The sequence below is a fragment of the Streptomyces xylophagus genome (genome assembly GCF_000716435.1).
In the GTDB taxonomy this organism is placed as follows: Bacteria; Actinomycetota; Actinomycetes; order Streptomycetales; family Streptomycetaceae; genus Streptomyces; species Streptomyces xylophagus.
This window is the reverse complement of record NZ_JNWO01000002.1, coordinates 767,074-793,624: the sequence shown is the minus strand read 5'-3', so window position 1 is coordinate 793,624 and position 26,551 is coordinate 767,074. Positions and strand designations below refer to the sequence as shown.

Sequence of the window (26,551 nt, the reverse complement as noted above, 5' to 3'; positions counted from 1 at the left end):
CACGCCTCCGAAGCGGCCCCGGTGTGCGGTCACCGGAAGACCGGCGTCGCGGAGCCAGTTCAGGTCCCGGGTGATGGTCCGCAGGGACACCCCGAGCGCCGAGGCGAGTTCCTGTGTGGTCACGGCACTACGTGAACGACGCTCCCGCCGCAGCCCGTTTCTACGGCGACCTCCTCGGCATGAGCCCCTCGTTCGAGACTCCGGGATACATCACCTTCGACCTCGGGCCGGGCGCCGACCTAGGTGTGTGGTCCGGCCAGTTCGAGGATCTGTCACCGGACGTCCCACGCACCAGCGAAATCTGCCTGACCACCGACGGCGCACCCAGACGTCGGCCTCCGCCCGCTGCAACAAGGCCAGGACGAACAACACGTCATCAACTGTCATCACCCGACGCAGGCCAGAAGCGTCGGCGTCGGGCAGTGAACGACTTCTCTCGGACAGAGCGGGGCAGGCCCCATCCAGGGCAGGTCTGCTGTGGTCGTCTGTCGGCCTGCTCGGCCCTGGTCCGGGTCTGGGCGATGCGGAGGGAGTCGGTGCCGGTCTCGATGATGTTCCTGCCGAAGGTGAGACGGTCGACGATGGCCGACATGGATCGGCCTGATGAGTGGTGTGCCCCACCACGGGATACGGCTGCGGGTAGGCGCAGCCGCCCGGCCTCTTGAGCCCCGGCTGCTGCCCAGGGCGAGCGAGCGCGAGCCGGTTTACGCCACATCGTCACGGTGGGGCTTCGAGCACCGCGGCAGGGGCCCTGGACTTCGGCCGCCCGCCCGAACACGATCTGCGCGACATCATGGACGCGATCGTTTATGTGGACCGGACTGGCGTTCAGTGGCGGTGTCTCCCGCACGATTCTCCGCACTGGAACACGGTTGGCCGATCCCGACCGCATCGCCTATCCGCACGGCCACCTGTCGGTCGTGCAGCGGGCGTCGATCTACGGGGCTACTTCCTGTGGTCCCTGCTGGACAACTTCGAGTGGGGCTACGGATACAGCAAGCGCTTCGGTACCGTCTACGTCGACTGTCCGACCGGCAAGCGCACTCCCAAAGCCAGTGCGCGGTGGTACGCCGACGTGGCCAGCACGGGCACGCTGCCGGGCCGGGACGGCGAGAGCCGGTGACGTCCGCGTGAGGCCGGAGCAGGGCTGGATCGGCGGGTTGAAGCCCGGTCGTGTCGACAGGGGCCCAGGGCGCGCTGATGGTCGGAGGAGTTATGGTGTGGCTTGGGCCCTTTTCGCTGCGGATCCTGTGCGCTTTCTGGCCAGTTCGCGTGATGTGCGGCCTCCGCGACCTCCGTCGTCAGCGGCCGCCCCTTTGCTGGACGTTCAGGCTTTCGAGAAGCGCGATGTCGTGGTGGTCGACGTCCCTCAGCGCGTATCCGCTGCGGAAGTCGAGTTGTTTCGAGACCGACAGGCACGGGACGGCCCGGCCCCGGAGCGTCCCGACGGTGAAGGCGCCGTGGGGGTACAGGAAGAAGCTGCCGTCAAGGTCGGCCTGCCGCCCCACTCCTTCAGCGTCGAAGACGACCGGATGCAGATCCACCCAGCGTCGACCGGGAGCCGCGAGTTCCACACGCGTAGGACGCTGTTCCGTCTCCACCCGGTAACCGAACGCTTCCAGCGCGCCGACGGTCGCTATCTCGCTCGTGGCGTCCAACGCGAGGTCCACGTCCCGGTGTTGACGCGTCTGACGCCCCACAAGGACGTCCACCCCCCATCCGCCGGCGACCCAGTGCGGAGCGTCGGCGGACTCAAGGATGTCGAGCAGGTCGAAGAGATCAGCGATGTTCATCAAGCCAACCCAACCAGGAAGCCGAACCGTTCGCAATATACCTAGGAATCCACGCAAAAAGTGAACATACGCGCGACGTGCTGGCGTGGTCCGCGCGTCGGAAATCGGCCCGACTGATGGACCCTGCCGGATAAAAGTCTTGAATTTTCGAAGTTCTGTCATTAGTTCGCTCACCTAAGCGATGTCCCGTAAATGATCTCGGGCGTGCTTGCTGACCTGCGGTCTCCTCGGTTACCTGGCGATAGTGAGGTTGTGGAGGCGGGCGATGCCGAGCATGGCGTGGTGGACGCCCTCGCCCTTGAGACGGCAGTCGCGGAGGATCTTCCAGGTCTTCATGCGGGCGAAGGCATGCTCGACGCGTGCGCGGACCTTGCGGTGGGAGGCGTTGTGTTCCTCTTTCCAGGGCGGGAGTTCGGCTTGACCTCGTTCGCGGCGATGTGGGATCACCAGGCCGGTTCCGCGGTAGCCGCCGTCGGCTATCACCATGGTGCGGCCGACGGCGTCCTTCGCGCCTGACAACTCCCATGCCTTGCAGTCGTTGCGGTTGCCGGGCAGCGGCCGGCCGACGGCGACGACGAGCCGGCTGTCGGCGTCGATGACGACCTGATGGTTGGTCGAGTACCGGTAGTTCTTCGACTGCTCGGCCATCTGGTGGTCGCGGGTGGGCACCAGGGTGCCGTCCACGATCAGCACCGTGTCCCTCCGGAACCGTCTGCGGGGCTGGAACGCCAGCGACGGCCCGAGGTGGTCGATGATGCGGTCGGCCGCGGACTTCGAGATCCCGAACAGCGGAGCCAACTGCCGCATCGTGAGGTTCGTCCGCCAATACGCGGCGACCAGCAGAACCCGGTCCTCCAGAGGCAGGCTCCACGGCCGGCCCTTACGTACTGGATCCGCACCCTGCCGCCGCAACCCGGTTATCAGTTTGCCGAACTGACGTGGGCTCAGCCCGGAGAACGGGGCTATCCAGACACCTCAGGGCTCTAACGAGTCAAGTCCTCGTCGGTGAGCCCGTGGTTTCCCCAGCGGTTCCAGAGCGTGTGGTGCCAGTCATCGGCATCGGGTCCAGGTGGTGCAACCGCCGGCACCGGGCCTGGACTGGTCTCGATCAGGTGCAGCAGCGACCAGGCGACGCCGTAGCAGTCGTCGGGGCCGAAGCAGGCAGCCAGGGCCTGCGCCTCGTTCCGTGTGACGGGTGCGGATATGGCTTCGAGTTGTTTGACTCGCCGGTCGATCTCCTCCTCGTCGGCGTCCCAGTCGGGGAGGGGGCCGTCGGCGACGAACGTCTGAACTTCGGGTCTCATCTGCGAATGATCGACCGCTGTGGGCGACCTGAGCAAGGCGCGATGCCGCAGATCAGGCGGCAGCTGTCTCGGTCTCCGAGGGCGGTGAGGCGAAGGCGGCCAGTTCGTCGAACCGTTCGCCGTGCTGGAGGCAGTAGTAGAGCTGGCCGATCATGCGGTTGAAGAGGTTGCGCTGGGCGGCCGCGTGCCAGTCTGCATGGCTGTCTCGGCGACGCCGGTAATGGGCTTTGGCGCCGGGCGAGGCGGTGATCGCGGAGAAGGCCCAGAGGTATCCGGCGTGGTTGAGGCGGTCGTTTTTCACCCAGCGTCGGGTGATAGTGGACTTCTTGCCGGAGGCCCGGGTGATGGGCGAGGCACCGGCGTATGCCTTCAGGCCGCGGGCGTCGGCGAACCGTTGTCGGTCGTCCCCGATCTCGGCGAGCACCCGGGCTCCGAGCTGGGTGCCGAGGCCGGGGAAGCTGAGGATGATCTCAGCGTCCGGGTGCTGAGGGAACGCCTCCTCCACCGCCTCGGCGAGGTTATCGGCCGCGGTGCAGGCGGCCTCCAGCTGCATCAGGAGAGCAAGCATCTGCTTGCCGAGTGCGTCCTCGACTAGCTGCGGCTGGTGGGCCCAGTCGGCCCGAAATACCTCGCGGAGCCGCTCGGCGTCTGCTGCGATGCCCCGTTGACGGCCGGCCCGCTTGAGCGCGGCCTGTAACTGTGTGCGCGTGAGGCGGGCGGCCTTGGCCGGCGTCGGGGCCAGCTTGAGGAGCTGGTGGGCCTCCGGCCGGCAGAGGCCGTTCTTCCAGGATTCGACGGCCACGAGAGCGGCCGGGAAGTACTCGCGTAGCAGGGAGCGGAGCTGGTTGGCGATCTGCTGCCGGTTTCAGGTGGCGTCCTGCTGGGCGCGAGCGAGGACGCCGACAGCGCGGGCCAGGTCGCTGTCCTGGGGAAGCGGCCGGTGGGCGTGCATGTCTGTCCGCAGCACGTTGGCCAGGACCAGGGCGTCGCCCTGGTCGGACTTCTTGCGCGAGACGGAGTGCCTGTCTCGGTAGCGGGCCGCGGCCATCGGGTTGATCGCGAACACCTGTCGTGTACCGGTCCGCAGCACCGCGACCAGCAGGCCCCGGGATGTCTCGATCGCCACCGGGATCGGGAACTCCTCCGTATCGCCACACTCAGCGAGCAGATCCAAAAGGATCTTGTAGCCAGCGGCGTCATCGGTGATATGCCGCTTGGCCACCACCTGGCCGCTGTCGTCGACCAGGGCGACGTCGTGTGTCTTCTCCGCCCAGTCGATGCCGCAGTAGATCAAGGTCTTTCCCCTCCCCGTACTCGAGTGTTCGTACTGGTCACGAGCTCATGCGGAACCACGCAGCGACCTAATCCAAGGACTCGACTCGAGGCCGGTCCGCCACCTCAGCGGCTGTTCGTGGCACCAGCTCACTGCACGGGCCCCGGTCTGCTTTGGAGCTGAAGCGGCTCGGGCATTACGAGGGATCACCATGCAGCAGGCTCGCACCACAGACACCAACGAGTGATCAAGCGAGCGGTGTTGACGATGATGGCGGTCACGAGAGCGTCGGGTATCACCGCTCTGGATATAGGGATCAGGTCCCCGGACGACTCAAGGCGTCAGCCCGACACTCACGTGACCGCCATCGCGACCAACATCTGTTGCAGAAACAGCCTGGGCGTACGTCTCTCAGGGCTGTCGTTACCCCCGGATTAGGACGGCTCCGACGCCGTGATCACACCAGCCATCTGAAGATCATCCCAGGACGGTTAGGGTGCGCATCGTTGAGCGAACGGACTGGAGAGGCGCGATGGAACACGAAGAAGCCCTACAACTCGCGGTGGCATTTCTGGCGCGCAGTCAGCGCGACAACGAGCCGCCCCTTGCCATCGACGCAGAGCAAGTCCGCGAGAGCAACGGACTCCTGATCGTGCCCTACAACTCCGCCCACTACCTCGCCTCTCGTGAGCCAGGACAGCAGCTGCTGGACTGCTGGCCCATCCTCGTCGACCTTGATCGCGGAGACATACGCTTCGGGACCCTCGACGAGCGGCACCTATGGAAGAACCCAACGACCTGACACGGCTGAGGCCGTCCACGACCGCACTTACGGGACATCGCTTAGTCAGCTCAGAGCCGCTGCGCTCTTCCACGACATCGGAGACCGCTACTACGAGGCGGACATGCTCGCCCACCTCGGCGACACCATCCACGCGGCCCGTAATCCCGAAGCCGCCCGCGAAGCCTGGACCCTGTCCTTGGTGCTCTTCGAGGAACTTGATCACCCGGACACCGTGGCGCTGCGAGCCAGGCTCCACCATCATCTCGACCTGGATCCGTCAGACACGGTGCCGCCTGCACGCGGCTGACTACTCATCACCTATGGCACTCCAGCGGTAGTTCATCATTCCCGCTGGTCAAGGGGCATTCTTTCGAGCCCAGCGGGCTGACGGCGCCTCAGGGGGCAGTACCGGGAAGCCGTTTCGGAGAAGCAGCGCGAACGGATCCACATCGCATCCACGGTCGGATACCGGGCGCTTTGCGCGTACCGCCGTGATCTTGACAAGGGCGACCGGATCGCGCGAGGCGATATTCCGGCGAACCGGGGTAGCCGCCAGACACCCGGCGGTTGGACGCCCACGCTTCAAGGAGAACGATGCTCACACTCACGTCCCGTCGTCTGCGCGGCGTCGCCCGTCGGGTCTTCGGCTGGCAGCAGTTGCGACCGGCCCAACTGACTGCGATGAAGGCCGTGATGAAGGGGCGTGACGTACTCGCGGTCATGCCGACCGGCGCGGGCAAGTCCGCCCTGTACCAAGTGCCCGCGGTCCTGCTCGGCGGTCCGGTCGTGGTCGTATCGCCGCTGATCGCGCTTCAGCGGGACCAAATGCAGAGCCTGCTCGGATCAGGAGCGCTGCGCACCGCCGCCATCAACTCTGCGCAGCGTCGAAGCGACAACGAGACGGCATGGGCCCGCATCAGCGCCTCCTCGGTCGACGTGGTCTTCCTCGCTCCTGAGCAGCTCGCCAAGCCGGACGTCACCGACCGGCTCGCTGCCGTCCGTCCCCGGCTGCTGGTGGTGGACGAGGCACACTGCGTGTCGTCCTGGGGACACGACTTCCGGCCGGACTACCTGCGGTTGCGCCACGCGCGGGAGCGGCTCGGCAACCCGCCGGTGCTCGCCCTGACCGCGAACGCGGCGGCCCCGGTACGGCGGGACATCGCCGAGCGTCTCGGCATGAACGACCCGGTGGAGATAGTGGCCGGCTTCGACCGCCCCAACATCCACCTGGAAGTGGCGACCTTTCAGGACGCAGCCACCAAGGAGAGGTTCGTCGTGGAGCGGGCGGCCGTCGAGGAGAAGCCGGGAATCCTGTACGCGGGGACGCGGAAGGCGGCGGACAGCTACGCCGAGCAGTTGAGCGACCTGGGCCTGGCCGCCTCGAGCTACCACGCGGGCCTCACCGCCACCGAACGCCGCCAAACCCAGGACAGGTTCAGCTCCGGCGAACTCGACGTGATCGTGGCGACCTCGGCGTTCGGGATGGGCATCGACAAGGCGAACGTACGGTTCGTGCTGCACGCGTCCGTCCCCGGCTCGCTGGACGCCTACTACCAGGAGATCGGCCGGGCCGGCCGCGACGGCGCACCCGCCAGGGCGATCCTCGCCTACCGCCCGCAGGATCTGGGCCTGCAACGCTTCTTCGCCGCCGGCGCTCCCGACGCCGACGCACTGCGCCGTGTTGCCGAGCGCCTGCACGGCGAAGCGGGATCCGTGAGCGCGACCCGGCTCCGGACCGACTGCGAGCTCAGCGCGACGGCACTGTCCGCCGTGCTGAACCTGCTGGAGGAGGCCGGGGCGGTCCGTACCGGACGGGACGGCAGCCGTTTCACCGGCACGGCCGGCGCCGACGACGCCTGCGCGGATGACCACGTCGACGCCGCTGTGCAGAGCGCCCTCGCCGTCCACGCCACGCACCTCAAGCTCGAACAGTCCCGGGTCGACATGATGCGCGGGTACGCCGAGACGACCGGCTGCCGACGGAGGTTCCTCCTTGGATACTTCGGCGACTCCGTCCCCGTCCCGTGCCGGGCATGCGACAACTGCACCGGGGCGGTGTTCAAGCCTGTGAGCGGGCTGAGGCGTGAGCGGTCCGGGGACGCCGAGCGTCCGTACAAGGCGGCCGCACGGCGGCGCCGGTGGCCATGGGCCAGTGCACGCGCCGGCGCCTCCGCAGTTGCCGTCCAGGCGGCGGAGACGGCCGAACGCCCCACAGGGGACGAGCACGCCTACCTGCCAGGCGTCCGCGTGCGCCATGACCAGTGGGGCCAGGGCGAGGTCATGAGCGAGGGCGACGGCAAGATCACCATCTTGTTCACGTCCGTCGGCTATCGCACCCTGTCGCTAGCCGTGGTGACGGACAAGCAATTGCTCATCGCGCTGCCCGACTCACCGCGCTGACGCTGGACCCGCGAGTCCCGGGCGGCCCTGCCCGACACTCACTGGAATTCACCTATTCCGGGGCGCTGTGTATCCGCTTCGGTGGGACTAGAACCAGTCGCCGAAGCCAGCCCCGGGACCGGTTTCAACCAGGTCGAGCGGATGATCTTCCATCGGGCCACCTGGTACAACGAGAAACGTCTGCACTCCGCCCTCGAATACTTACCGCCCGCCGAGTCGAACGCGACTTCCGGCGCAACCAGGAACGCACCACACAGTCCACCCGATACAAGATCACCAGAATTTACGAAAATCGGCGCCTCTCCCTCTCGCAGGAACTCGTGGGGCGCCCTGGCATGTTGGGCCTGGCGACCACGGCACACTTGCGAATGCGTTCGCGCCTCAGTGAATGTGGCGGATGCGGGCATGGCATCCGCCCGGTCGGTTATCGCGCGGGCCGCGGCGACGAGCGGCGGGCCGATCATGTGGACGTCGACGGTGGTGATCTCTCCGTGGACGGCACCCGCGGCGGCCACCACGGCTCGCGCAGCGGCGAGTTCCTGGGTGGTCGGCCGGAACGCCTCCTGAATGACGAGGAGTTGCCGGGGATGTATGCCGACCTTGCCTAGGTACCCGAGCTCTGCAGCCTCTTCGGCCTCGCGTGCGAGCCCGTCGGGATCACGCAGGTCGAGGGAGGGGGAATCGATCGCGGGCAGGCCCGCAGCAGACGCGCCGACGGCCAGGACGGACCGTGGCTGCCAGAGGGCCCGGCTGTTGAGGCGGCAGTGGGCGGCGGCCGCGTAGTCGGCGGCCCCGAACAGCACTCCTGCCAATGCGCGGGGTCTGCAGGATCGCGCTCAGGCGCCTGGCCAAGCGATACCAGCACCTGAGCGAAGAGATCGCGGCCGCGGACGCCGAGTTGCGCGCCCTGATCACCCACACCGCGCCCGGATTGCTCGCACTACCGGGCGTCGGGACCGAAACCGCCGGGCAGTTGTTGGTCACCGCCGGGGACAACCCCGACAGGCTCGTCTCGGAGGCATCCTTCGCCCACCTCTGCACAGCCGCACCCGTGCCGGCCTCCCCAGGCCTCACTGATCGCCGTCGGCTCAATCGCGGCGGCGACCGCCAGGCCAACCGCGCGCCGCACACCATCGTCCTGGACCGCATGCGTCACGACCCACGCACCCGCGACTACGTCGCACGACGCACCCTCGAAGGGCTCAAGACGAAGGACATCTTCAGATGCCTCAAGCGCTTCATCGCACCAGAGGTCCACCGCAACCTCACCAGCGCACCATCGACATCTCCAGCCACTTGACGATCTATAGGAGCTTCGGAGTCAAGCTCAGAGGTGGCCGTCCAGGAACTTCCGTACCTCGGTGATGGTCATGGGCCCCGTGCCGTGCGCCACCGCCTCTCCCTCTTTCAGCAGGACGTAGGACGGGGCTCCGGTGATCCCGTATCGCTCGGTTGCGGCCGGACAACGCGTGATGTCGGCGCGGACGGCCGTCAGGCGGCCCGCGTAGTCGTCGGCGATGCCACCCACGACGAGGTCCATCACTCGGCAGGGTTCGATTGCCTTGGGCCATGTCCCGGTGAAGTACACGAGGACCGGAACTCCGCTCATCCCGAGGATGAAGTTGAACTCCGCGTCCTCACGGGGTCGGTGAACCCGCGTCGCCATGACAGCTCCTGATCTCACATTCCGTCATTCCATCCCCATCATCCCCCGCGCGGTGTGCCAGGCCGGCCCGGTCGGTCGTCCGGTTGACCTGTCGGAAGGGAGGCACGGGGCTGTCGCAGAACCACGGTGGTCCCCGGCGCGAGCGCCCCGGCCCCCGTTCCTGATGACCCGGCCTGGCCGCCCCGCCGGTCACCCAGCTGCAGCCCGCCGCGCGCCCGTGGGTCAGCTCGTGCCAGGACAGCGCCCTCCACGACGACATGAAAGCCTTTTTCCAGGGCATAGCATCCCAGATCACCAACCAGACACTCGATCAGCGGGCCGGTGCGCATCGTCCACCGGATCCAGTCGAGCCGTTGGCTTTGACCGTGAATGCTGGCTCTGGTCCACTTGTTGTGGTTGCGTACGTTGAGTGACTGTTGATCTTCTCGTGATGGTGGCTGAGGTCGCCTGAAAATCGCCCGGCCGGTGGACAACGTGGCCGACAGTTCTGCGTCGTGGACGAAGTACGGCCGCAGCTCGAAGAGTTGCTGTTCTCCTCGGTGGAGGACGTAGTGGTGGAGTCGGTCGAGCTGACCGACACGGTCGTCCGGGTCGAGGCCCAGAGCACGGTCCGGCAGGCGGCTTGCCCGGAGTGTGGGTGCCGGTCATCGCGAATACACGGTTCCTACCTGCGGTTTCCTCGTGATCTGCCGACGGCTGGCAAGTTCGTTGTGGTGTCGTTGAGAGTGCGGCGGTTCGTCTGCGCGGAGGAGTCCTGCCCGCGCAGGACCTTTGTCGAGCAGGTGCGGGGGCTCACCCGCCGGTTCGGCCGGCGAACGGAACGGCTGCGATCGATCCTCGTCTCAGTCGGCCTCGCGCTCGCGGGCCGGGCCGGGGCCCGGATGGCGGGCACCTTCGGAGCGCCGGTCAGCCGGAACACCCTGCTGAGACTGGTCACTTCGCTCCCGGAGCCGCCCGTCGCCGCGCCCCGCGTGGTCGGCGTGGATGAGTACGCCCAGCGCAAGGGCCGTATCTACGGAACCGTGCTCGTCGATGTCGAAACGCGTCGCCCTATCGATCTCCTGCCGGATCGTGAGGCGGACACTCTCGCGGCCTGGCTCGCCGAGCGGCCCGGCATCGAGATCATTTGCCGCGATCGTGCACCTTTCTTCGCTGACGGTGCGACCCGTGGCGCCCCTCAAGCCCGCCAGGTTGCCGACCGGTGGCACCTCTGGCACAACCTGGGCGAAGCCGCCGAGAAGTGCGTCTACCGGCACCGCGGCTGCCTGCGCCCCATGCCGGCACCGCCGGACGAACCGCAGGCGGAGCCGACGGTGTCGTCACCCTGGCCGACGGGCCATCGGTTCGCCGAACGAACCCGTGCCAAGCACGCGACCGTTCACGCACTCCTGGCCGCCGGACACAGCAAACGGTCCGTGGCCCGACAACTCGGCATAGGCCTCAACACCATCATGTGCTTCTCCCGTGCCACCACCCCGGAGGACCTGTTCACCGGCCAGTGGCAGAACCGTGCGACCAGGCTCGATGACTTCAAGCCTTACCTTGACCAACGCTGGCAGGACGGCTGCACCAACGCCTGGAAGTTGTGGGAGGAGATCTGCGAACAGGGCTACCCGGACGGTTACAGCAGCGTCCGCGACTACGTCAGGAGGACTCTGCGGGGCAAGCCTCAGCCCATCGGGCCCCGGCCGCCGTCGGCCCGCGCCGTCGCCCGCTGGATACTCACTCACCCCGACGCGCTCACCGAACGAGACCGGCTGCAGCTCAAGGCGGTCCTGGCCAACTGCCCCGAGCTGACAGCACTCACCGAGCACGTCCGCTCCTTCGCCCACATGGTGACCAAGCTGGAGGGCGCGCGACTGCCGGAGTGGATCGAGTCCGCCCGCGCTGCCACCGACCTGCCCAGCCTGAACCGGTTCGCTCAGCACCTCGAACGCGACCTCGACGCGGTCATCGCCGGTCTCACACAGCCATGGAACTCGGGTGTCGTCGAAGGCCACGTCAACCGGATCAAGATGCTCAAGCGCCAAAAGTTCGGCCGTGCAGGATTCGAACTCCTCCGCAAGCGGGTCCTGCTGGCTTGAGCTGGCTGCATACGGTCCGGGTTACTTCAGGAGTCGAAAACCGGGCTGTTCGGCCCACGCTCTGAGGAACTCGGCCGAGCCATACGCAGCCGGCCACGAACCGGGCGTCACCGCGATGACACCAGGCAGTTCCGCAACAACAGCCATTTGATCGGCTGCCAGTTCGGCATTGGCGACACCGCCGGTCAGGTCCATGATGCCTGCGGTCAGCAGTGCCGTGACGACGTGATCAACAACGCTGCTGGAGAACGCGATGACGTTGACCGCGTGAGTCGGGGTGAAGCCGAGAAGGCGCTGTTGGTCGCCTTGATCGACGTGTTCGGCGTCGAAGGTCGCCTTGTCACCCACATCAGGGCCCATGAGGGAGGCCATGATCGGCCGACGCCCGTCAACACCCTCCGTGTTCGTAATGCCTAGGCTCTCCGCATCGACGCTTAGGCCGTACTCGCCGAAACGCTTCTCCTCGAAGCGTGCTGATGAGCGAAGCAGGAGTTCGCGGATCTCCTGAACCACGGCATGCGGAACGGCCTTAGCAAGCTCGATCGTCAACACCGGTCCGCTCATGGCTCGGAGCCTAGCCAGCCTAAGCAATGTCCCCAACCGATTACTGAGAGTGCCTTCTCCACACGAAGTGGGCCAGAGCCACCAACTACCGACAGAACCAAGCCGTATCCGCCACCGCGCTTCTCAGAGACAGCGCCCCGGCGGGCTTCCCGAGGCCCAGTCCGGTTTTCACCTCAGCCCCCGGTCTCAGCCGGCTCATACCGCTCCTCCCCTGGCCGCATGAGCCGGCTGACGGCACCGAGAACGAGTCACGATTCCTGGACCGCTCGCGGACGCGGTCGTGGACGGTCGACGTACGCGTCAGCTGACCCCAAGACCGACCGCCAGCGTCAGTTCAAGAACCCGCTGCGGCGATGCGAGATCCGGAAACAGCTCCCGCAGCTGCGACATCCGGTACCGGACCGTCTGGGGATGGACGAACAACGCTGCCGCCACCTCGTCCCGCCTGCCCTGGTGCAGCAGCCACGCCCGCAATGTCTCCTCCAGCCGTAGTGCGGTCGCGACAGGCAAGGTCCGCAACGGTGCGAGGGCTCGGGCCCGCAGGTCCGCGAACGCGTCCGCGTCGGCGCTCAGCACCAGCTCGGGCAGGTGGTCCTCGGTGTCGCGGATATCGGAGGAGAGGGAACGCGCGCGTACGGCGCGCGCGTACGAGGCCGACGCACGAGTCCATGGCCGGGCCGGGCCGACCACGGCGGTGCGGTCGGTCAGCTGCCGCAAGAGATGTGATCGGTCGGCATCGGGGACGAGCAGCACACCGGTGGCGTCGGGCAGATCGTCGAGGACGAGGGTGTTCGGGTCGAGCGCGCGGTAGGCAGGCCGGGTCTGGTCGGCGGGCAGCAGGACCGCGGTGAGCGAAACCGGAGGCTGCCACCCGGCCCGTTGAGCAGAGGCCACCAGCACGTCCGGGCTCGCGCCGGCGAGGAGGACGCGGGCCAGGTGTTCCAGGTGGCGCTCGTGGTCCCTGCCCCGGGCGGCAAGTTCGTCGGCGTGGCCCGCGGCGCTCGCGGCGGAGAGCTCGTCGATGTAGGCGAAGGTCAGTTCGGCGAACTTGGCGACCTCGGCGGCGGGCAGGCCTGCGGGTACGGCACCCGCTGCCAGGCATCGCCAGGCCACGCGGGCGCCGACGCGGTAGGCGCTGAGCAGGGCGTCCATCGAACGGCCGTCGCGCACCTCTCCGCGGCCCAGCTCGTAGGCCGCGTCACCGGCGTCGCCGCCCGTGGCGTTCCCGCTCGCGAGGTCCAGATAGTGCCCCAGGGCGGTGCGGACGGATCGGCGGATGGTGCCACCCATGCGGCCCGAAAGAGCGTTGGCGTAGGAAGGGACCTCGTCGATGATCGCCTCGACGACCTCGTCGGCGGCGCCCTTCAGCGTGGCCCGAAGTGCGGTGACCGTCGTCTCATCCAGGGCCAGTTCACTGACCCTACGGATCGCATGGCTCACGTTTTTGTTCCTTGCGAACAATTCAGCCGACCGGATTCACGTCTTGCGGTCAGGACTTTACGCCCTGAGGCGCAGCAAGCTGAAGTCATGACGAGTACAGCCCTCCGCAGCAGGGCGTGGAAACTGCTGGAGATGGTCACGACGCCGCTGCTGCCGTCGGACTACCTCGACCTGGTCAGCCCGCTGCGTGCGGGCGCCGACCTGCGGGGGCGCATCGAGGCCGTGCACCCCGAGACGGGTGACGCCGCGACCGTCGTGATCAGGCCTGGACGGGGCTGGCGCGGCCACACAGCCGGTCAGTACGTGCGGATCGGTGTCGACGTCGACGGGGTGCGCCTGTGGCGTGCCTACTCCATCACCTCGCCGACGAACCGCCAGGACGGCCGCGTCACGATCACCGTGAAGGCGATCCCGGACGGCAAGGTCAGCAACCACCTGGTCCGCAGGGCGAAACCGGGCACGCTGATCCAGCTCGACCAGGCGACCGGTGACTTCGTGCTGCCGCGGGCCAAGCCCGCCAAGGTGCTCTACCTGACGGCCGGCAGCGGGATCACGCCCGTGATGGGCATGCTGCGCGACACCGAGTTCGACGACGTCGTCATGGTCCACTGTGCGCCACAGCCGCACGACGTGATCTTCCGCGACGAACTGCGCGACCTGGTCGCGGACAAGAAGCTGCGGCTCACCGAGGTGCACACCGCCACGGACGGCGTGCTCGACATCGCCCGTCTCGGCGAACTCGTGCCCGACTGGGCCGAGCGCGAGACCTGGGCCTGCGGGCCCGCGGGCCTGCTCGACGCTGCCGAAGGGCACTGGACCGAGCACGGCGTACAAGACCGCCTGCACACCGAACGCTTCCGCCCCGGCATTGTCGTCACCGGCGACGGCGGCGAGGTCACGTTCAGCACCACCGGCAAGACCGTCGACGCGGACGGCGCCACGCCGCTGCTGGACATCGGCGAGGAGGCCGGCGTGCTCATGCCCTCCGGGTGCCGCATGGGCATCTGCTTCGGCTGCGTCACGCCGCTCAAGGCGGGCGCCGTCCGTGACCTGCGCACCGGCGAGATCACCGAGGCCGAGCCGGGCGTCCTCATCCAGACCTGCGTGTCCGCCGCGGCGGGCCCCTGCGACATCGAACGGTAGGAGCACCTTGACCGCCACCGACCCCACCGCCCACCTGACCGCGGAGCAGATCGAGGAGCTCGGCCGCGAGCTGGACGCGATCCGCGACGAGGTGATCGCCGTCCGCGGCGAGAAGGACGCCGCGTACATCCGCAAGGTCATCTCGGCGCAGCGCAAGCTTGAGCTGGTCAGCCGGGGCGTGCTGCTGTTCTCGCTCTTCCCGCCCGCGTGGCTGCTCGGCACCGCCGGTCTGTCCGTGGCGAAGATCATGGACAACATGGAGATCGGTCACAACATCCTGCACGGCCAGTGGGACTGGATGCGAGACCCGAAGATCCACTCCACCACCTGGGAGTGGGATCACGTCTCGCCCTCCGAGCAGTGGAAGCACTCGCACAACGAGCTGCACCACACGTACACCAACGTGATCGGCAAGGACAACGACCTCGGCTACGGCATCATGCGCGTCGACGAGGACCAGAGGTGGCACCCGTTCCACCTCGGCCAGCCGCTGTGGAACTTCCTCAACGCCTGCTTCTTCGAGTACGGCATCGCGGCGTACGACCTGGAACTCGGCAAGAACCTGCAGAAGCGCCGCCGCAAGAACCCGGAGTTCCGCGCGCGGGCCAGGGCCGTGGGCCGCAAGATCCGCAAGCAGGTGCTCAAGGACTACGTGATCCACCCGCTGCTGTCGGGCCCGTCGTTCCTCCCCACGCTCGCCGCCACGTTCACCGCGAACCTGGTCCGCAACCTCTGGACCCACTCGGTGATCATGTGCGGGCACTTCCCCGAGGGCGTGCAGGTCTTCGAACGCCGGTCGATCAACGGCGAGACGCGCGGCCAGTGGTACCTGCGCCAGATGATGGGCTCGGCGAACATCAGCGGCAGCAAGGCCATGCACTTCATGACCGGCAACCTCTCCCACCAGATCGAGCACCACCTGTTCCCGGACCTGCCGAGCAACCGGTACGCCGAGGTCGCGGTGAAGGTGCGCGCGCTGTTCGAGAAGTACGAGCTGGAGTACGTCACCGGGCCGCTGCCCAAGCAGGTGTTCTCCGCGTGGCACAAGGTCTTCCGCCTCTCGCTGCCGAACAAGAAGACCGAGGTCAAGACGCCGGACCGCGAACAGGAGCTCGTCGCGGCCTGATTCCCGGTATCGGTTCAGATCTTTCGGCCGTACCGGCGGCACCGCCGGGTTCGGTGAGATCCGCTCCAGACGGTGGGCGGCCGCGGTATCAGACCTTACGACACGGGATCCGGGCAGCCCGGTGTCCGGCTGCACCGCCTGGACGTGCGCCGGGAGCTCAGCACGCAGCCCCGGCGAGGCGTTGTAGTGCGCTGACCCGCCCTGGTCGGGGAAGTCGTGGGTATCGATCCGCACCGGTTCGCCTCTCGGCTCCCATTCACGGCCGGAGTTCTTGAACGGGCCGACCAGTTCCTTCACATGCAGTGCGTACGTGCTTCCGCACTCACTTTGTTGAGATGGGTCCGTAACGCGTGGAGCGGATGCCTCAGTTCCTTCCGACCTGCGAGGTCTCAAAGAAAACAGGCGCTGTTCTCCACGGCGAGTTTCGTGGTGGTCTGATGGGCGTCGGGATGACTCCGAACCCTTTTCGGCACGGTGATGCCGATTGAAAGACTGGCAGCGCTGGCGTCCTCCGGCCGCCATGAAACTCGCGGGCCCACAGCGGACGTTGATGCTCGTGGTGCAAGCCCCCACATCACGCAGGCGGCGCCCGTTCTTTTGGCGGAAAAACTCGTCCTCTACGAGGAGTGTGAAGCTCTTCTCGAGAGGCGACATTTCACAGAAAGGACCATCGTGACCACTATCCATCAGGTCTTCGTCAATGAAGGAGTCTTCGGCCTCCTGGACGGAGGTGTGATTGCTAGCGAATCAGCTGAGTGGTCCAACGGACTCGTCGCTCCCATGGCACAAGGGGGCACTGATCGCGACTGGCATCAATACCGGTTATGTGCGAGTCACTGTTCAAGGCCAGAATAATGGGCCAACAGACACACCTGCGGACCCTTGGGAGGAGATCGTCGAGTTCAGCGTGCACGCCCCGGCGGGGCAACTCCGCGTAGAGTCCCTTGAACTTGGACCAGTGGCCGACAACTCTGCACTCCTCAGCACCGCAGGACCTGCTTGTTATCGAGTACGCGTCCATGCCCGAGGCCGCGAAATCCTTCGCGACCGGGTGAGCATGGAACCTGTCGAGGATTATCTCCTCGTAACATGGCCAGCCCGCCCGGGTGGCACCACTATTTTGCGTGCGAGCGACCGAACTCAGCAAAGCCTTCGCACACCGCAGCTCGACGCAGTGCAATCACCTGAAATTTCCGGTGAACTGGACCCCCCGATTCGCAAGCCTAATTGAGTAGCGTGAGAATGACGTCGCCGGTTGTGTCCACGGAGAGGGTGTACGGGTTCGACCCCGTCACCGGCATGCCTTGGGCGGACAGCAGGACCATCTGGGCGCGGCGCCAGGTCACCACCGACCGAGTTTTCCGGCGGATGATCCGAAGCGGCTGTTTGTCTTCGCCATCGTCGATCTCACGTACACGTATCGGTTCTGCCACCCGGACAGAGTTGACGACCACACGCCGTTCGGCGCAGCGGCGGGACGGCGCATCGCAACACGACAGGGCAAACGTTGCCTGATACGGCACTAGCTGGGGGCGTGCTGCGAGCCTGGATGGGGACCGCGATGAGCGAATGGACGCCGTCGCGTCGGAGACGTTCCGCCTCTGCCGGAGTCTTCTCGAACCAGCCGACGACCTTCCGGTCTGTGAGGGGGTGCAGCTCCGGTCTCCCGCTTCGCAGACGCGACACCAAGGGGGGTGAGGCCGGGTGCACGATCAGCTCACCGGGAGCGAGGTGGCCGAACGGCGTCCCGGAGGGGGGAGGAACGCCGTTCGGTGCAGCATGAGTGGGCCGACGGGCACGGAGGTCGGCAGCTCGCCCCCGAGGACCTCGCCCAACAGATCTACCGCGACGGCGTCGGCGAAGCGAGGAACGACCACCTCGGCGAGTTCCCTGGCGGTGCCCCACACGTCCAGGCTCATCCCCAGGCGCATGTGGGCCTCGTTGATCAGGGCCATGCGCTTCCGCGAACCGTGCTGCTCCGAGTAGTCGTAAATGCAGGTGGCCACTGCAGGCGTCTGGTCGTTTTCGTCGGTGAGCGGGATGGTGTCGATGGCCCAGGCATGCGCCTGAGGCTCCCCGGGGACCGGACATATGCTTCCACGGTTTCGGGGACGCCGATCTCGGCCACCCGCAGCACCTGCCGTGTGATCTCCGAGAAGCCGGGTCCGGCGAGGAACTCCGTGACGTTGTGCCCCCGCAGTTCCGCTTCGGACGATCCGGCTGCTCGGGGCATCGCCTGATTGGTGCACAGTAGTCGGCCATCAAGGTCCGTGACCCCGATGGCGATCGGGTTGTCGTAGAACGCCCACGTCAGAAGCTGGGCATCGTCCGGAGGGTGCGACTCCGCCTCGTGTGCGACGGTCAGGAGGTACCCGGCCTGCCCGACCTTCGAGGATGGCTGAGCGGCGGACTGGGCTGCGGACCGACTACCCGCAACAGCTGCCGCGTGATAAGTTATCGGTCGACCACTAACGTAATAGGAGTGAATATGACAGCCCAAGAAGACGACGCCAACCGCCGCGTCGCCGCCCAGCACGCCGTGGCCGAGCACCTGCGCCTCACCGCCGCAGGACGCACCGACGAATGGGTGACACTGTTCGCCCCGGACGCGGTACTCGAGTTCCCGTACGCGCCGGACGGCGTGCCGCGGCAGGTGACGGGACGGGACGCCTTGCTCGCGCACATGCGCAACTTTCCCGAGACCTTCGACGTGAAATTCGTCGACCTGGTCTTCCACGACACCGTCGATCCGGGTCTCGTGATCGCCGAATTCCGCTCGACCGGCACCGCGCTGCCGACCGGCAAGCCGTACGAGCAGACGTGCATCTCCGTCGTCCGGACCGATGACGACGCGCTCATCACCCACTACCTGGACTACTGGAACCCACTCGTGGCGATCGAGGCGCTCACACCCGACGACGTCCCGTCCGACCCCGACCTCAGCGTGACTTTTGGAAGCTGAGCGAGAGCCGTGTTTGACTGACGCCCATGCCTGCCGCCGGCACCAGCACAAAGAGCGACGAACGACGTCGGACCATCGTGGCCGCCGCGATCGGCTGCTTCGCGAACAAGGGTTTCTACGGCACGACGACGCACGAGATCGCCGACTGGGTCGGTATCTCCCAGCCGTATCTCTACCGCCTGTACCCGAACAAGGAAGCGCTGTTCGCGGCGACGGTCGACCACGTGTCCGTCGTGATGACCGAAACCCTGGTCGCGCACTCGCCGGCGTCGGGTGGGGCCGGGCCGACGTCCGAGGCGGCGCTGGACGCGGCGCGCGGCGCCTACGCCGCGCTCGTCGCGGACCGGACCATCCTGCGTTTCCTCATGCACGCGAACTGTGCCGTCGGCGAGCCGCTGGTGGCGGAGGCCGTGCGTCGGTGCTACGCCAAGCAGGTCGACACCGTTCGGCAGCTGCTGGGCGATGACGATGCCGTGCGGCGCTGGTTCGGCGCCGGAATGCTCGACAATGTCGTCGCCGTGCTGGGTCTGGCCGACGTCGACGAGCCGTGGGCGCGCGTCCTCGCTGCTCGATGATTCGACGCCTGGGAGTACACCCGCCGATTGGCCCGGTGGTTGTTCTAGTTCCTGCGTGACCCAATTCCGGTTTGTCCCAGGTGTCGCGCTGGCTGGGGGTTGATTCGGCGGTGAGGCCGCGGGTCATAAGGTCGGTCATCGCGAGGTGCAGCATGGCTTCAGAGCGGTGGGATTCGGCTTCGTAGTCGCGGGCTGGGCGACGGTGGTGCATGAGCCGGCCCAGGGTGCGCGCGGCAGTCCAGCGGGCGGGTCCGACGGTGGATTCCCTGGTGTGGCGGTCGCCGCGGACAAGGTGCATGTCGATGCCCAGGGTCACGGCGGGTTCGGCGAGGTGGTGACGGTAGCCACGGTCGACTCAGGTCATTCGTACCGTTGGGGGTTCGGCGGCAACCTTCTCGATGAGGGCTCGACCTGCGACGGCGTCTTGCACGCCGACTGCGGTGGCCAGGACCCCGAGCTCGGCACCAAGTCAAGCCAGTGGAGGCGTACTCCGGAGATCGTGCTGACCGAGTGGGCCTGCACATCCCGAGGAACCTGTCCCTCGGGGGCTACAACAACACGGCACTCGCCGCCATCGCCCCCGCACCGCTCACCAGCATCGACCAAACCGGCATATCGCGGGAACACCGCGGCCAAGATACTCAGCGACCAGGTGAAAGGGCACCCGGCCCCTGCCACGCGGACGACCATGACCTCTTGGCTCGTCGTCCCCAGCAGCGCGGCCGGGCCGTCCGTCGATTGAACCGCATCGGACCGTATGGCGATCCTGCCCGCGTGCGTGGTCATCTCCGGCTCCGTGAAAGGCGGATTCCCGAACGGTCGGCCTGTGGAAAGAATGCCCTCCGGTTCCGAGGAGGCCGCCCGCTACGGCTTGCGGCCCGACACCGTGTTCTTGGGTATGTCGTCGGGGAAGGCGGTGGGCACGCGGAGTTCGAGTACTTGGATGTCGGTGGCCTCGGGTGCGAGGGCGCGCAGGAGCTGATGGTGGAGCTGTTGGTGGGCGTCCGCGAGGCCTGCCTGGTGGATCGGCACTGCGGTGCTGGGCGCGACCTCGCGGAGGTAGTCGATGCCCTCACTGATTTTCATCCACGGCCCGCCCACCGGGACGAGCAGGACGTCGATGGGGCCAGGAGGGATGACCAACGCGTCGCCGGGGTGGAGGAGTCGGCCGTCGATCAGGTAGGCGTTGTTGGACACACGCGGCAACTGCGGGTGGATGACGGCGTGTTCACCGCCCATGACCGCGACGGAGACACCCTTCACGGTGAAGGTGTCCCCCGGCGAGACGGCCTCGTGGTCGATCCCGGCCTGCCCGAGGTGGGCCGAGGCGCCGGGGTCGGCGATCAATCGCACACCAGGATTGACCTTGACGAGCGCGGAGAGCCGGTCCATGTCGAGGTGGTCGGGGTGCTCGTGGGTGATGAGGATCGCGTCGAGGTCGCGGGCCTGCTCGAAGCCGGTCGCGTAGGTACCGGGGTCGAGGAGAAGGCGCGTACCTCCTGCCGGTGTCTCGAACGTGGCGAGCACGCACGCGTGCCCGAAGTGGGTGAGGTTCACGATGTGCTCCGGTGTCGGTTGACAGTCACAGCCAGGCAGGCAGGTCGGGAAGGCCAGGCGTGGAGGTGGTCAGGGCCCGGCCGTCGGCCCTGCCGGTCGTCCAGCCGAGCAGGTCGGCGGTGCTTCCTTCGACCGTGACGGCGACAGCGCCGGGACAGGTGGTCACTTCGCTGCCGGACGGTTGCGAACGCAGAATCAGGGCCGGGCAGTCGGAGTGGCGCGCCAAGGTGGCGATCGCATCGGGCAGGAGTGTGGTGGCCAGGTCGTCCGGCAGGTCGGCGAAGGAGACGCCGGTACCCAGGTCGACGAGGTGGATCCACACCTCCCGGACGCGCAACCACGGGATGAGCGCGGCGGGCACCAAGCGCCCCTGTCCTGTGCGGACTTGAGTACTCCAAGCGCTGTCCGACAGGCCTTCGAGGTGGCCGGCCAGCCGCCCGGCGCTGTCCACCACGTCCGCGGTGATCGTGGACCCGGGCCGCAGGGCTCCGGCCTGGATGTCGGCCGTTCGCCGTTCAGGCCCGCCGGGATACATCGGGGTCTCGATCCCGGAAGCGGCCCACCGCGCCAGATTGTTCAAGGCGTCGGCGTTGCGGGCGAGATGGGTGAGGAGATGTCCGAGCGTCCAGCCCTTCAGGGCGGAAGGCCGACGCACGTCGGTGACCTTGGCCAGGTGCACGGTGAGAAGGTCGGTGCCCTCCGTCAACCACCGTAGGAGTCGGGTTCGTGGGATCTCGTCGGGAGTCAACGCACTTTCTCCTGCACGCACGTGTTACGGCATTCGCCGATCCCCTCGATGCGCGTCGTGAGCGCGGTGGAGTCGGTGAGATAGCGGGCCGGTGTGCGGGCGTGGCCCACGCCGCCGGGGGTGCCGGTGGCGATGACGTCGCCGGGTTCGAGGGTGATGATCGTCGAGAGGTATGCCACGAGGGCGGCGGGGTCGAAGACGAGGTCGCCGATGGCCGCCTGCTGGACGGGCTCGCCGTCGACCTCCGTGGTCAGGGTTCGCGTCGTGACGTCGGCCTCGTCGGGGGTCACCAGATGAGGGCCGAACGGCGTGGTCGCCTCGAAGATCTTGCCCTGGAGCCATTCCTTCGTGCGGTACTGCCAGTCGCGGGCCGTGACGTCGTTCAGGACGGAGTAGCCGGCGATGCGGTCCGCCGCCTCGTCCGGGGTGACCTTCCGGGCCCGCGCCCCGACGACGACCGCCAGTTCGCCTTCCCAGTCCATCGCCTCCGACACGGCCGGCAGCACGATGTCGTCGTGCGCGCCGATCAGGACGGGCGCGAACTTGGCGAAGAGGGTGGGGAACGCGGGGATCTCGCGGCCCATCTCCACGATGTGGGAACGGTAGTTGAGGCCGACGCAGAAGATCTTCGGCGGACGGGGGACGACCGGGGCGTAGTCGAGGCCTGTCAGGTCGTGGTGGGGGCCTTCGGCGCGGGAGGCGCGCTCGCGCCAGTCGGGGCGGGTCAGGAGCGCGCCGACGTCCTGGTAGCCGATCTCGACGGCCACGCGCTGGTCGGCGTCTATGCGTACGGCGGCCGTGGTGCCGCGGGTGCGGATGGTCGCGAGTCTCACGCGTACTCCCTGCGAGCGAGGTTGAGCCGTTCGAAGACGGGTGCGTCGCCGAATCGGAAGAGGTCCAGGTCGCTGTGAGCCTCGATGGTCACTTCGCACCAGGAGGGCGCGGCGATCAGATCGCCGCGCGCGAGGTCCCGGCGCGTGCCGTCGAGCGTGATGGCCCCCGTACCGTCGAAGACCTGCCACACACTCGATCCCGTTTCACGCACGGCGGCTGTGCGCTGTCCCCCCGCGATCCGGTGCATCTCGGTGCGCAGAGTGGTCAGCGCGTCGGAGCCGGTGGTGGGATTGGTGAAGCGGACGGCGGCGTGGCCCGGTTCGACGACTCCCGGGTGCCCCTCGGCGGCCAGCTCCAGCTGGGCGGTGAGAGCGGCGTCGGTGTGTTCCCAACGGTAGGCGGCCAGTGGGGAGTCGGGGGTGTCGTGTGCCGTGGCCGACACCGGCCGCAGCCCGGGCTGTCCCCACAGGCGCTCGGCACGGGAGCGGTGCGGGGTGGGCCTCTCCTCGACGCCGTCCTCGCCGAACTCGAAGAACCCGGCGTCGATGGCATGGACGAGCGGGATGTCCAGACCGTCGAGCCAGGCCATCGGCCGCGGATGCGGATTGTGGTGACCGTGGAACCGCCAGCCCGGTGTGAGCAGCAGGTCTCCGCGCCGCATGGCGACCGGGTCGCCGTCGACGACCGTCCACACCCCCTCACCCTCCAGCACGAACCGGAAGGCGTTCTGGCTGTGCCGATGGGCGGGCGCGACCTCGCCGGGCCCCAGATACTGGATGGCCGCCCAGAGCGTGGGGGTCGCATACGGCAAGCCGGGCAGGCCCGGATTGGAGACGGCGATCGCCCGGCGCTCCCCTCCTCGTCCCACCGGAACCAGCTCGCCCGCCCTGGCCGCCAGCGGATACAGATCGCCCCAGTGCCAGATGTGCGGGACCGCCTTCGGGGTGGGCCGTAGCGGCATCAGGTCCTCGCGCTGGGTCCACAGCGGGATGAGGCCGTGGTGGGCGAAGTCGTCGTAGAGCTGTTTCTCGTCGGCGGTGACGGGAGCGGCTGTGGTGTCGGTTGTCATGAGCTGGTCCTCTCGGTGAGTCGTCGGAGGTACTGCCAGCCCGCCTCACGCTGGTCCGCGTTCCAGACCTGGCGGTTCTTGAGCTCCACTTCGGCCGGGTCGGACCAGACCTTCGGACCGCCTGCGGACATGGCCATGAGCTGTGTGCGGCAGGCGCGTTCCAGCAGGACCGCGTACATGACCGCGGTGGCCGCGTCCGGTCCGGCGGTGACGGCGCCGTGCTGGGGCATCAGGACGGCGTTCGCGTCACCCAGCTTCTCGGCCAGTGCGGCGCCGAGCTCCGCGGTCGCGATGAGCGCGCCCGTCTGCGTGAAGCGCGGCAACTGCGGTTCGCAGAAGGGGACCGCGTCGTGGGAGAGGGGGCGTAGTTCGACGTCGAGAGAGGCGAAGGCGCTCAGGGCCGGGGCGTGGGTGTGCACGACGCAGCCGACGTCCGGGCGCCGCGCCATGATCTCGGTGTGGATGGGGTACTCGATGTGGCGTTTGCCCTCGCCGTGCAGTACGTCCCCGTCCCGGCTGACGAGGACCACTCGCCCAGTGTCAACTTCCTCGAAGCCCCAGCCGGCGGCCTTCATCCACACCCCGCCGTCCTGTGCGCGCACGGCGGCGTGTCCCCACACCATGTCCGTCAGGCCCGCTGCGGCCAGCGCGCGGCTCGCGCGTACGGTCTCCTCGATCTCCTCTTTCATCACGGCTCCCGTCAGCTCGCGGCCGGCTGGTACAGCCAGTCCATGTCGGTGTAGTCGTCAGGGCGTCTGCGGCCGAAGACGCGGTCGCGCAGGGCGGGGATGACGTCCCCGTCGTCGTGCCAGACCTGCCCCCAGCCTCGGGCGACGCGCTGTACGCGTGCGGTCCGTGGGATGCGTTCTGCCTGGTAGGCGGCGAACGCCTTGTCGACGTCTCCGTCGTGGTCGCGCATGGTCCGGGCGAGGCATCCGGCGTCCTCGATGGCCTGGCAGGCGCCCTGGGCCAGGTACTGCACCATGGGATGGGCCGCGTCTCCGAGAAGCGTGATCCGTCCGCGCGTCCAGTTGTCGAGGGGCGCGCGGTCGTACATCACCCAGCGCCGTTCACGGTTGACCGTGGCGATGGACGTACGGACGTGCTCGCAGGAGGCGGCGAAGTGCTCGTCGAGTTCGTCGGCCAGGCCCCAGGTGTCGGTGAGTTCCCGATCAGGGGTGTAGCGGGAGCTGCGGAAGACGGCGACCTGGTTGTAGAGCTCGCCACGGCGGATGGGGTACTGGACCAGGTGTTTGTGCGGGCCGATCCAGACGATTTCGTCGTCCGGCTCGACCGGCGCCGTCAGGTCGCTCACGGGCAGCGCGCCGCGGTAGGCGACGTACGTGTCGGTGACCGGCCGGTCCTCGGACAGCAGTCGGCGGGTGCGGGACCACAGGCCGTCGGCGCCGATCAGGGCGTCGGTCCGGTAGCTGTCCCCGTCCGCGAAGCGCACCTCGGCGCTGGTGTCGAGGTCGGTGATCTCGACCACCTGCCGTCCGGTCTCCAGGGTGACGCGTTCGTCGGCCCGGCAGGACTGGAGGAGCACGTCCAGGAGGTCGCCGCGGTGCAGGACGGTGTAGGGCCTGCCGTAGCGCCTCTCGAACGGTGTGCCGAGGTCGACCGTGGTCAGGTGGCGGCCGGTGTCGGCGTGCATGAAGACAAGGTTGCGCGGGCGGACGGCCACCTCGTCGAGAGCGGGGAGGACACCGAGGCCGTCCAGGACCCTGAGTGCGTTGGGGGCGAGCTGGATGCCCGCGCCGATCTCGCCGAACGCGGGGGCCTGTTCGACGATGTGGGCCGTGAAGCCGGCCCGGGCCAGGGCCAGTGCCGTGGCCATTCCTCCGATCCCGCCGCCGATGACGAGGATGGGGATGTGCTGCATGGTCACTCCTTGGTCCAGCCGGCCACGAGCGGGGTGTCGACCCCGATCGGCCCGGTCCCGGTGGCTCCGCCGGGGGTGTCGAGTGGTGCGTCGTGGCCGGGAAGCGGCAGCGCGAAGAACGCGGTGTTGTCCGCGGCCCAGGTCGGGTCCTTGATGTCGGCGGGGGCGGTGATGGCGCTCACCGGGCACTCGGTGAGGCAGGCGCCGCAGTCGATGCACTCGTCGGGCTGGATGTAGCGCTTGACCAGGCCTTCGTAGATGCAGTCCACGGGGCAGACGTCGACGCAGGACCCGTCGAGTTCGTCGATGCACTTCTCGTTGATCACATAGGCCATGGCGCCGCCTCCTTCTGCGGTGGTGGAGCGGTGGGCCGGTCCGTGGAGTGCCCGGGGAAGAGGTCCTCACCCGGTCTCAGCCGGACGGCGAGGTTGTTGACGGCGGTCGCGGCCTCGCCGAAGCCGACCGCCATGAGCCGGACCTTGCCGGGATAGGTGGTGATGTCGCCGGCGGCGTAGACACGGTCGACACCGGTGGACATGTCGGTGGCGACCTCGATCTGCTGACCGCGCAGGCGCAGTCCCCATCCGGTGAGGGGGCCCAGGGAGGCGATGTGTCCGAGGGCGGGGATCAGTACGTCGGCTTCGAGCCGGAGCAGGGCCTGGGATCCGCAGTCGCGTACGGTCACCGCCTCCATCCGGTCGGTACCGTGCACCTCGGCGATCTCGCTGTTGGTGAGGATCCTGACGGTGGAGTCCATGAGCCGGGTCACCGACTGCTCGTGGGCGCGGAACCGCTTCCTGCGGTGGACGAGAGTGACCCGGCGGGCGTGCGGAACAAGGGTGTTGGCCCAGTCGACGGCACTGTCGCCACCGCCGACGATCACCACGTGGCGACCGGTGTACGTCTCGGCCTCCGCCACCACATGATGCACCCCGCTTCCGGCGTAGGTGTCCAGGGCGGGCAGGGGCCGCGGGGTGAAGCGGCCGATCCCCGCGGTGATCAGGACCGCGCCGGCCCTGATGCGGCGGCCGCTGCTCGTGGTCACCGTCACCGCGTCGGGTCCGCACTCCAGCGTGCCCGCGGCTTCGTCGAGCCGGACGACCGGTTCGGCGAGCCGTGCCTGTGCGACGAGGCGGTCGACCAGTTCCTGTCCGGTGACCGCCGGGAACCCGGCGATGTCGAAGATCTCCTTGCGCGGGTAGAGGGCGGCGACCTGGCCGCCGAGGTGCGGCAGGCTGTCGAGCAGCGTGACGCCAAGGCCGCGCAGGCCGGCGTAGAAGCTCGCGAAGAGTCCGGTGGGTCCGGCGCCGATGATGAGCAGTTCGGTGTCGGTGTCAGGCATGGGCA

General features: G+C 67.8%; 25 protein-coding genes and 8 pseudogenes. 11 read left to right on the top strand and 22 right to left on the bottom strand.

What is annotated here, in order from left to right:
* Window positions 1-90: pseudogene (locus OO70_RS52160) on the bottom strand (transcriptional regulator); the annotation flags it as partial.
* Between the two features lie 23 nt (window positions 91-113).
* Here OO70_RS52160 and OO70_RS55835 point away from each other — a divergent pair.
* Window positions 114-326: pseudogene (locus OO70_RS55835) on the top strand (VOC family protein); the annotation flags it as partial.
* A gap of 167 nt (window positions 327-493) precedes the next feature.
* Here OO70_RS55835 and OO70_RS57210 read toward each other — a convergent pair.
* A pseudogene (locus OO70_RS57210) lies at window positions 494-598 on the bottom strand (IS21-like element helper ATPase IstB); the annotation flags it as partial.
* A gap of 280 nt (window positions 599-878) precedes the next feature.
* Between OO70_RS57210 and OO70_RS52140 the strand changes: the two are divergent.
* A pseudogene (locus OO70_RS52140) lies at window positions 879-1,123 on the top strand (family 1 glycosylhydrolase); the annotation flags it as partial.
* 178 nt (window positions 1,124-1,301) lie between these two features.
* On the opposite strand, the gene OO70_RS07000 reads toward OO70_RS52140, so the two are convergent.
* The 4 genes and pseudogenes from OO70_RS07000 to OO70_RS06985 all read right to left on the bottom strand — a co-directional run bounded on the left by OO70_RS07000 (window position 1,302) and on the right by OO70_RS06985 (window position 4,391).
* A complete protein-coding gene (locus OO70_RS07000; protein WP_043665276.1) occupies window positions 1,302-1,793 on the bottom strand; it encodes a nucleotidyltransferase domain-containing protein in 492 nt (163 codons plus the stop codon).
* A 231-nt stretch (window positions 1,794-2,024) separates the two neighbouring features.
* On the bottom strand, window positions 2,025-2,759 hold the full coding sequence (locus OO70_RS06995) for an IS5/IS1182 family transposase (RefSeq protein WP_051740778.1): 735 nt from the start codon (window positions 2,757-2,759) through the stop codon (window positions 2,025-2,027).
* A gap of 17 nt (window positions 2,760-2,776) precedes the next feature.
* Window positions 2,777-3,097: a hypothetical protein gene (locus tag OO70_RS06990; protein ID WP_043665274.1), complete on the bottom strand. Its 321-nt coding sequence runs from the start codon at window positions 3,095-3,097 to the stop codon at window positions 2,777-2,779.
* Between the two features lie 52 nt (window positions 3,098-3,149).
* Window positions 3,150-4,391: pseudogene (locus OO70_RS06985) on the bottom strand (IS110 family RNA-guided transposase).
* Window positions 4,392-4,902: 511 nt separating this feature from the next.
* Here OO70_RS06985 and OO70_RS06980 point away from each other — a divergent pair.
* The 3 genes from OO70_RS06980 (at window position 4,903) to OO70_RS06970 (ending at window position 7,554) form a co-directional block, all read left to right on the top strand.
* Entirely contained in the window at window positions 4,903-5,172 is a 270-nt protein-coding gene (locus OO70_RS06980; RefSeq protein WP_043665272.1) for a YrhB domain-containing protein, read from the top strand.
* Between the two features lie 103 nt (window positions 5,173-5,275).
* A complete protein-coding gene (locus tag OO70_RS06975; RefSeq protein ID WP_043665270.1) occupies window positions 5,276-5,461 on the top strand; it encodes a hypothetical protein in 186 nt (61 codons plus the stop codon).
* A gap of 287 nt (window positions 5,462-5,748) precedes the next feature.
* A complete protein-coding gene (locus OO70_RS06970; protein WP_043665268.1) occupies window positions 5,749-7,554 on the top strand; it encodes a RecQ family ATP-dependent DNA helicase in 1,806 nt (601 codons plus the stop codon).
* A gap of 38 nt (window positions 7,555-7,592) precedes the next feature.
* On the opposite strand, the gene OO70_RS51140 is transcribed toward OO70_RS06970, so the two are convergent.
* Window positions 7,593-8,366, bottom strand: a complete 774-nt coding sequence (locus OO70_RS51140) for an HpcH/HpaI aldolase/citrate lyase family protein (protein WP_106971622.1) — start codon at window positions 8,364-8,366, stop codon at window positions 7,593-7,595.
* On the opposite strand from OO70_RS51140, the pseudogene OO70_RS06960 reads away from it, so the two are divergent.
* Window positions 8,342-8,854, top strand: a pseudogene (locus tag OO70_RS06960) (transposase); the annotation flags it as partial. The gene OO70_RS51140 and the pseudogene OO70_RS06960 overlap by 25 nt on opposite strands.
* Window positions 8,855-8,881: 27 nt before the next feature.
* Here the strand turns inward: OO70_RS06960 and OO70_RS06955 are convergent.
* Window positions 8,882-9,220, bottom strand: a complete 339-nt coding sequence (locus tag OO70_RS06955; protein WP_043665262.1) for a thioredoxin family protein — start codon at window positions 9,218-9,220, stop codon at window positions 8,882-8,884.
* Between the two features lie 494 nt (window positions 9,221-9,714).
* Here OO70_RS06955 and OO70_RS06950 point away from each other — a divergent pair, with 494 nt between their 5' ends.
* Window positions 9,715-11,304 carry an ISL3 family transposase gene (locus tag OO70_RS06950; RefSeq protein WP_043665259.1) on the top strand — a complete coding sequence of 530 codons (1,590 nt, stop codon included), beginning with the start codon at window positions 9,715-9,717 and terminating at the stop codon, window positions 11,302-11,304.
* A gap of 21 nt (window positions 11,305-11,325) precedes the next feature.
* On the opposite strand, the gene OO70_RS06945 is transcribed toward OO70_RS06950, so the two are convergent.
* Window positions 11,326-11,868, bottom strand: a complete 543-nt coding sequence (locus tag OO70_RS06945) for a DUF6368 family protein (protein WP_158711418.1) — start codon at window positions 11,866-11,868, stop codon at window positions 11,326-11,328.
* Between the two features lie 300 nt (window positions 11,869-12,168).
* Window positions 12,169-13,308 (bottom strand): PucR family transcriptional regulator, encoded by a 1,140-nt coding sequence (locus tag OO70_RS06940; protein ID WP_043665253.1) that lies wholly within the window; start codon window positions 13,306-13,308, stop codon window positions 12,169-12,171.
* Between the two features lie 87 nt (window positions 13,309-13,395).
* On the opposite strand from OO70_RS06940, the gene OO70_RS06935 reads away from it, so the two are divergent.
* Together OO70_RS06935 and OO70_RS06930 are read left to right on the top strand one after the other, a co-directional pair.
* Entirely contained in the window at window positions 13,396-14,451 is a 1,056-nt protein-coding gene (locus OO70_RS06935) for a ferredoxin reductase (protein WP_043665249.1), read from the top strand.
* 7 nt (window positions 14,452-14,458) lie between these two features.
* Entirely contained in the window at window positions 14,459-15,577 is a 1,119-nt protein-coding gene (locus tag OO70_RS06930) for a fatty acid desaturase family protein (protein WP_043665246.1), read from the top strand.
* Between the two features lie 204 nt (window positions 15,578-15,781).
* On the opposite strand, the pseudogene OO70_RS56990 reads toward OO70_RS06930, so the two are convergent.
* The 4 genes and pseudogenes from OO70_RS56990 to OO70_RS56985 form a co-directional block, all read right to left on the bottom strand.
* Window positions 15,782-15,871: pseudogene (locus OO70_RS56990) on the bottom strand (ISAzo13-like element transposase-related protein); the annotation flags it as partial.
* A gap of 998 nt (window positions 15,872-16,869) precedes the next feature.
* Window positions 16,870-17,010 (bottom strand): annotated as a pseudogene (locus OO70_RS52135) (IS630 family transposase); the annotation flags it as partial.
* Between the two features lie 279 nt (window positions 17,011-17,289).
* On the bottom strand, window positions 17,290-17,583 hold the full coding sequence (locus OO70_RS06925) for a hypothetical protein (protein ID WP_043665243.1): 294 nt from the start codon (window positions 17,581-17,583) through the stop codon (window positions 17,290-17,292).
* Window positions 17,523-18,113, bottom strand: a complete 591-nt coding sequence (locus tag OO70_RS56985) for a PAS domain-containing protein (RefSeq protein WP_158711417.1) — start codon at window positions 18,111-18,113, stop codon at window positions 17,523-17,525. The genes OO70_RS06925 and OO70_RS56985 overlap by 61 nt, the downstream gene beginning before the upstream one ends.
* On the opposite strand from OO70_RS56985, the gene OO70_RS06920 reads away from it, so the two are divergent.
* The gene (locus tag OO70_RS06920; protein ID WP_043665240.1) at window positions 18,066-18,539 is read left to right on the top strand and encodes a nuclear transport factor 2 family protein; all 474 of its coding nucleotides are present in this window, start codon (window positions 18,066-18,068) and stop codon (window positions 18,537-18,539) included. The genes OO70_RS56985 and OO70_RS06920 overlap by 48 nt on opposite strands.
* A gap of 26 nt (window positions 18,540-18,565) precedes the next feature.
* Complete coding sequence (locus tag OO70_RS06915) at window positions 18,566-19,114, top strand: TetR/AcrR family transcriptional regulator (RefSeq protein ID WP_043665236.1); 549 nt, start codon at window positions 18,566-18,568, stop codon at window positions 19,112-19,114.
* Window positions 19,115-19,978: 864 nt separating this feature from the next.
* Here OO70_RS06915 and OO70_RS06905 read toward each other — a convergent pair.
* Genes OO70_RS06905 through OO70_RS06870 form a run of 8 tightly spaced genes read right to left on the bottom strand, consistent with a single transcriptional unit; the run spans window position 19,979 to window position 26,546 of the window.
* Window positions 19,979-20,671 carry an MBL fold metallo-hydrolase gene (locus OO70_RS06905; RefSeq protein ID WP_051740773.1) on the bottom strand — a complete coding sequence of 231 codons (693 nt, stop codon included), beginning with the start codon at window positions 20,669-20,671 and terminating at the stop codon, window positions 19,979-19,981.
* Window positions 20,672-20,696: 25 nt separating this feature from the next.
* Window positions 20,697-21,419 (bottom strand): maleylpyruvate isomerase family mycothiol-dependent enzyme, encoded by a 723-nt coding sequence (locus OO70_RS06900; protein ID WP_234336769.1) that lies wholly within the window; start codon window positions 21,417-21,419, stop codon window positions 20,697-20,699.
* The gene (locus tag OO70_RS06895; protein WP_043665232.1) at window positions 21,416-22,252 is read right to left on the bottom strand and encodes a fumarylacetoacetate hydrolase family protein; all 837 of its coding nucleotides are present in this window, start codon (window positions 22,250-22,252) and stop codon (window positions 21,416-21,418) included. The genes OO70_RS06900 and OO70_RS06895 overlap by 4 nt, the downstream gene beginning before the upstream one ends.
* Window positions 22,249-23,322, bottom strand: coding sequence for a cupin domain-containing protein (locus tag OO70_RS06890; RefSeq protein ID WP_043665231.1), 1,074 nt, complete (start codon window positions 23,320-23,322; stop codon window positions 22,249-22,251). The genes OO70_RS06895 and OO70_RS06890 overlap by 4 nt, the downstream gene beginning before the upstream one ends.
* Window positions 23,319-24,011 carry a class II aldolase/adducin family protein gene (locus OO70_RS06885; RefSeq protein WP_043665229.1) on the bottom strand — a complete coding sequence of 231 codons (693 nt, stop codon included), beginning with the start codon at window positions 24,009-24,011 and terminating at the stop codon, window positions 23,319-23,321. The genes OO70_RS06890 and OO70_RS06885 overlap by 4 nt, the downstream gene beginning before the upstream one ends.
* An 11-nt stretch (window positions 24,012-24,022) precedes the next feature.
* Window positions 24,023-25,204: an FAD-dependent monooxygenase gene (locus tag OO70_RS06880; RefSeq protein ID WP_043665227.1), complete on the bottom strand. Its 1,182-nt coding sequence runs from the start codon at window positions 25,202-25,204 to the stop codon at window positions 24,023-24,025.
* 2 nt (window positions 25,205-25,206) lie between these two features.
* A complete protein-coding gene (locus tag OO70_RS06875; RefSeq protein WP_043665225.1) occupies window positions 25,207-25,539 on the bottom strand; it encodes an indolepyruvate ferredoxin oxidoreductase subunit alpha in 333 nt (110 codons plus the stop codon).
* A complete protein-coding gene (locus OO70_RS06870) occupies window positions 25,527-26,546 on the bottom strand; it encodes an NAD(P)/FAD-dependent oxidoreductase (RefSeq protein ID WP_043665636.1) in 1,020 nt (339 codons plus the stop codon). Before OO70_RS06870 ends, OO70_RS06875 begins: the two co-directional genes overlap by 13 nt.
* Window positions 26,547-26,551: the final 5 nt, after the last annotated feature.

Coding starts and splice junctions, on each gene's coding strand:
- OO70_RS07000 (WP_043665276.1), bottom strand. CDS start 1,793: ATGAACATCGCTGATCTCTTCGACCTGCTCGACATCCTTGAGTCCGCC.
- OO70_RS06990 (WP_043665274.1), bottom strand. CDS start 3,097: ATGAGACCCGAAGTTCAGACGTTCGTCGCCGACGGCCCCCTCCCCGAC.
- OO70_RS06980 (WP_043665272.1), top strand. CDS start 4,903: ATGGAACACGAAGAAGCCCTACAACTCGCGGTGGCATTTCTGGCGCGC.
- OO70_RS06975 (WP_043665270.1), top strand. CDS start 5,276: ATGCTCGCCCACCTCGGCGACACCATCCACGCGGCCCGTAATCCCGAA.
- OO70_RS06970 (WP_043665268.1), top strand. CDS start 5,749: ATGCTCACACTCACGTCCCGTCGTCTGCGCGGCGTCGCCCGTCGGGTC.
- OO70_RS06955 (WP_043665262.1), bottom strand. CDS start 9,220: ATGGCGACGCGGGTTCACCGACCCCGTGAGGACGCGGAGTTCAACTTC.
- OO70_RS06945 (WP_158711418.1), bottom strand. CDS start 11,868: ATGAGCGGACCGGTGTTGACGATCGAGCTTGCTAAGGCCGTTCCGCAT.
- OO70_RS06935 (WP_043665249.1), top strand. CDS start 13,396: ATGACGAGTACAGCCCTCCGCAGCAGGGCGTGGAAACTGCTGGAGATG.
- OO70_RS06920 (WP_043665240.1), top strand. CDS start 18,066: ATGACAGCCCAAGAAGACGACGCCAACCGCCGCGTCGCCGCCCAGCAC.
- OO70_RS06915 (WP_043665236.1), top strand. CDS start 18,566: ATGCCTGCCGCCGGCACCAGCACAAAGAGCGACGAACGACGTCGGACC.
- OO70_RS06890 (WP_043665231.1), bottom strand. CDS start 23,322: ATGACAACCGACACCACAGCCGCTCCCGTCACCGCCGACGAGAAACAG.
- OO70_RS06885 (WP_043665229.1), bottom strand. CDS start 24,011: ATGAAAGAGGAGATCGAGGAGACCGTACGCGCGAGCCGCGCGCTGGCC.
- OO70_RS06880 (WP_043665227.1), bottom strand. CDS start 25,204: ATGCAGCACATCCCCATCCTCGTCATCGGCGGCGGGATCGGAGGAATG.
- OO70_RS06875 (WP_043665225.1), bottom strand. CDS start 25,539: ATGGCCTATGTGATCAACGAGAAGTGCATCGACGAACTCGACGGGTCC.
- OO70_RS06870 (WP_043665636.1), bottom strand. CDS start 26,546: ATGCCTGACACCGACACCGAACTGCTCATCATCGGCGCCGGACCCACC.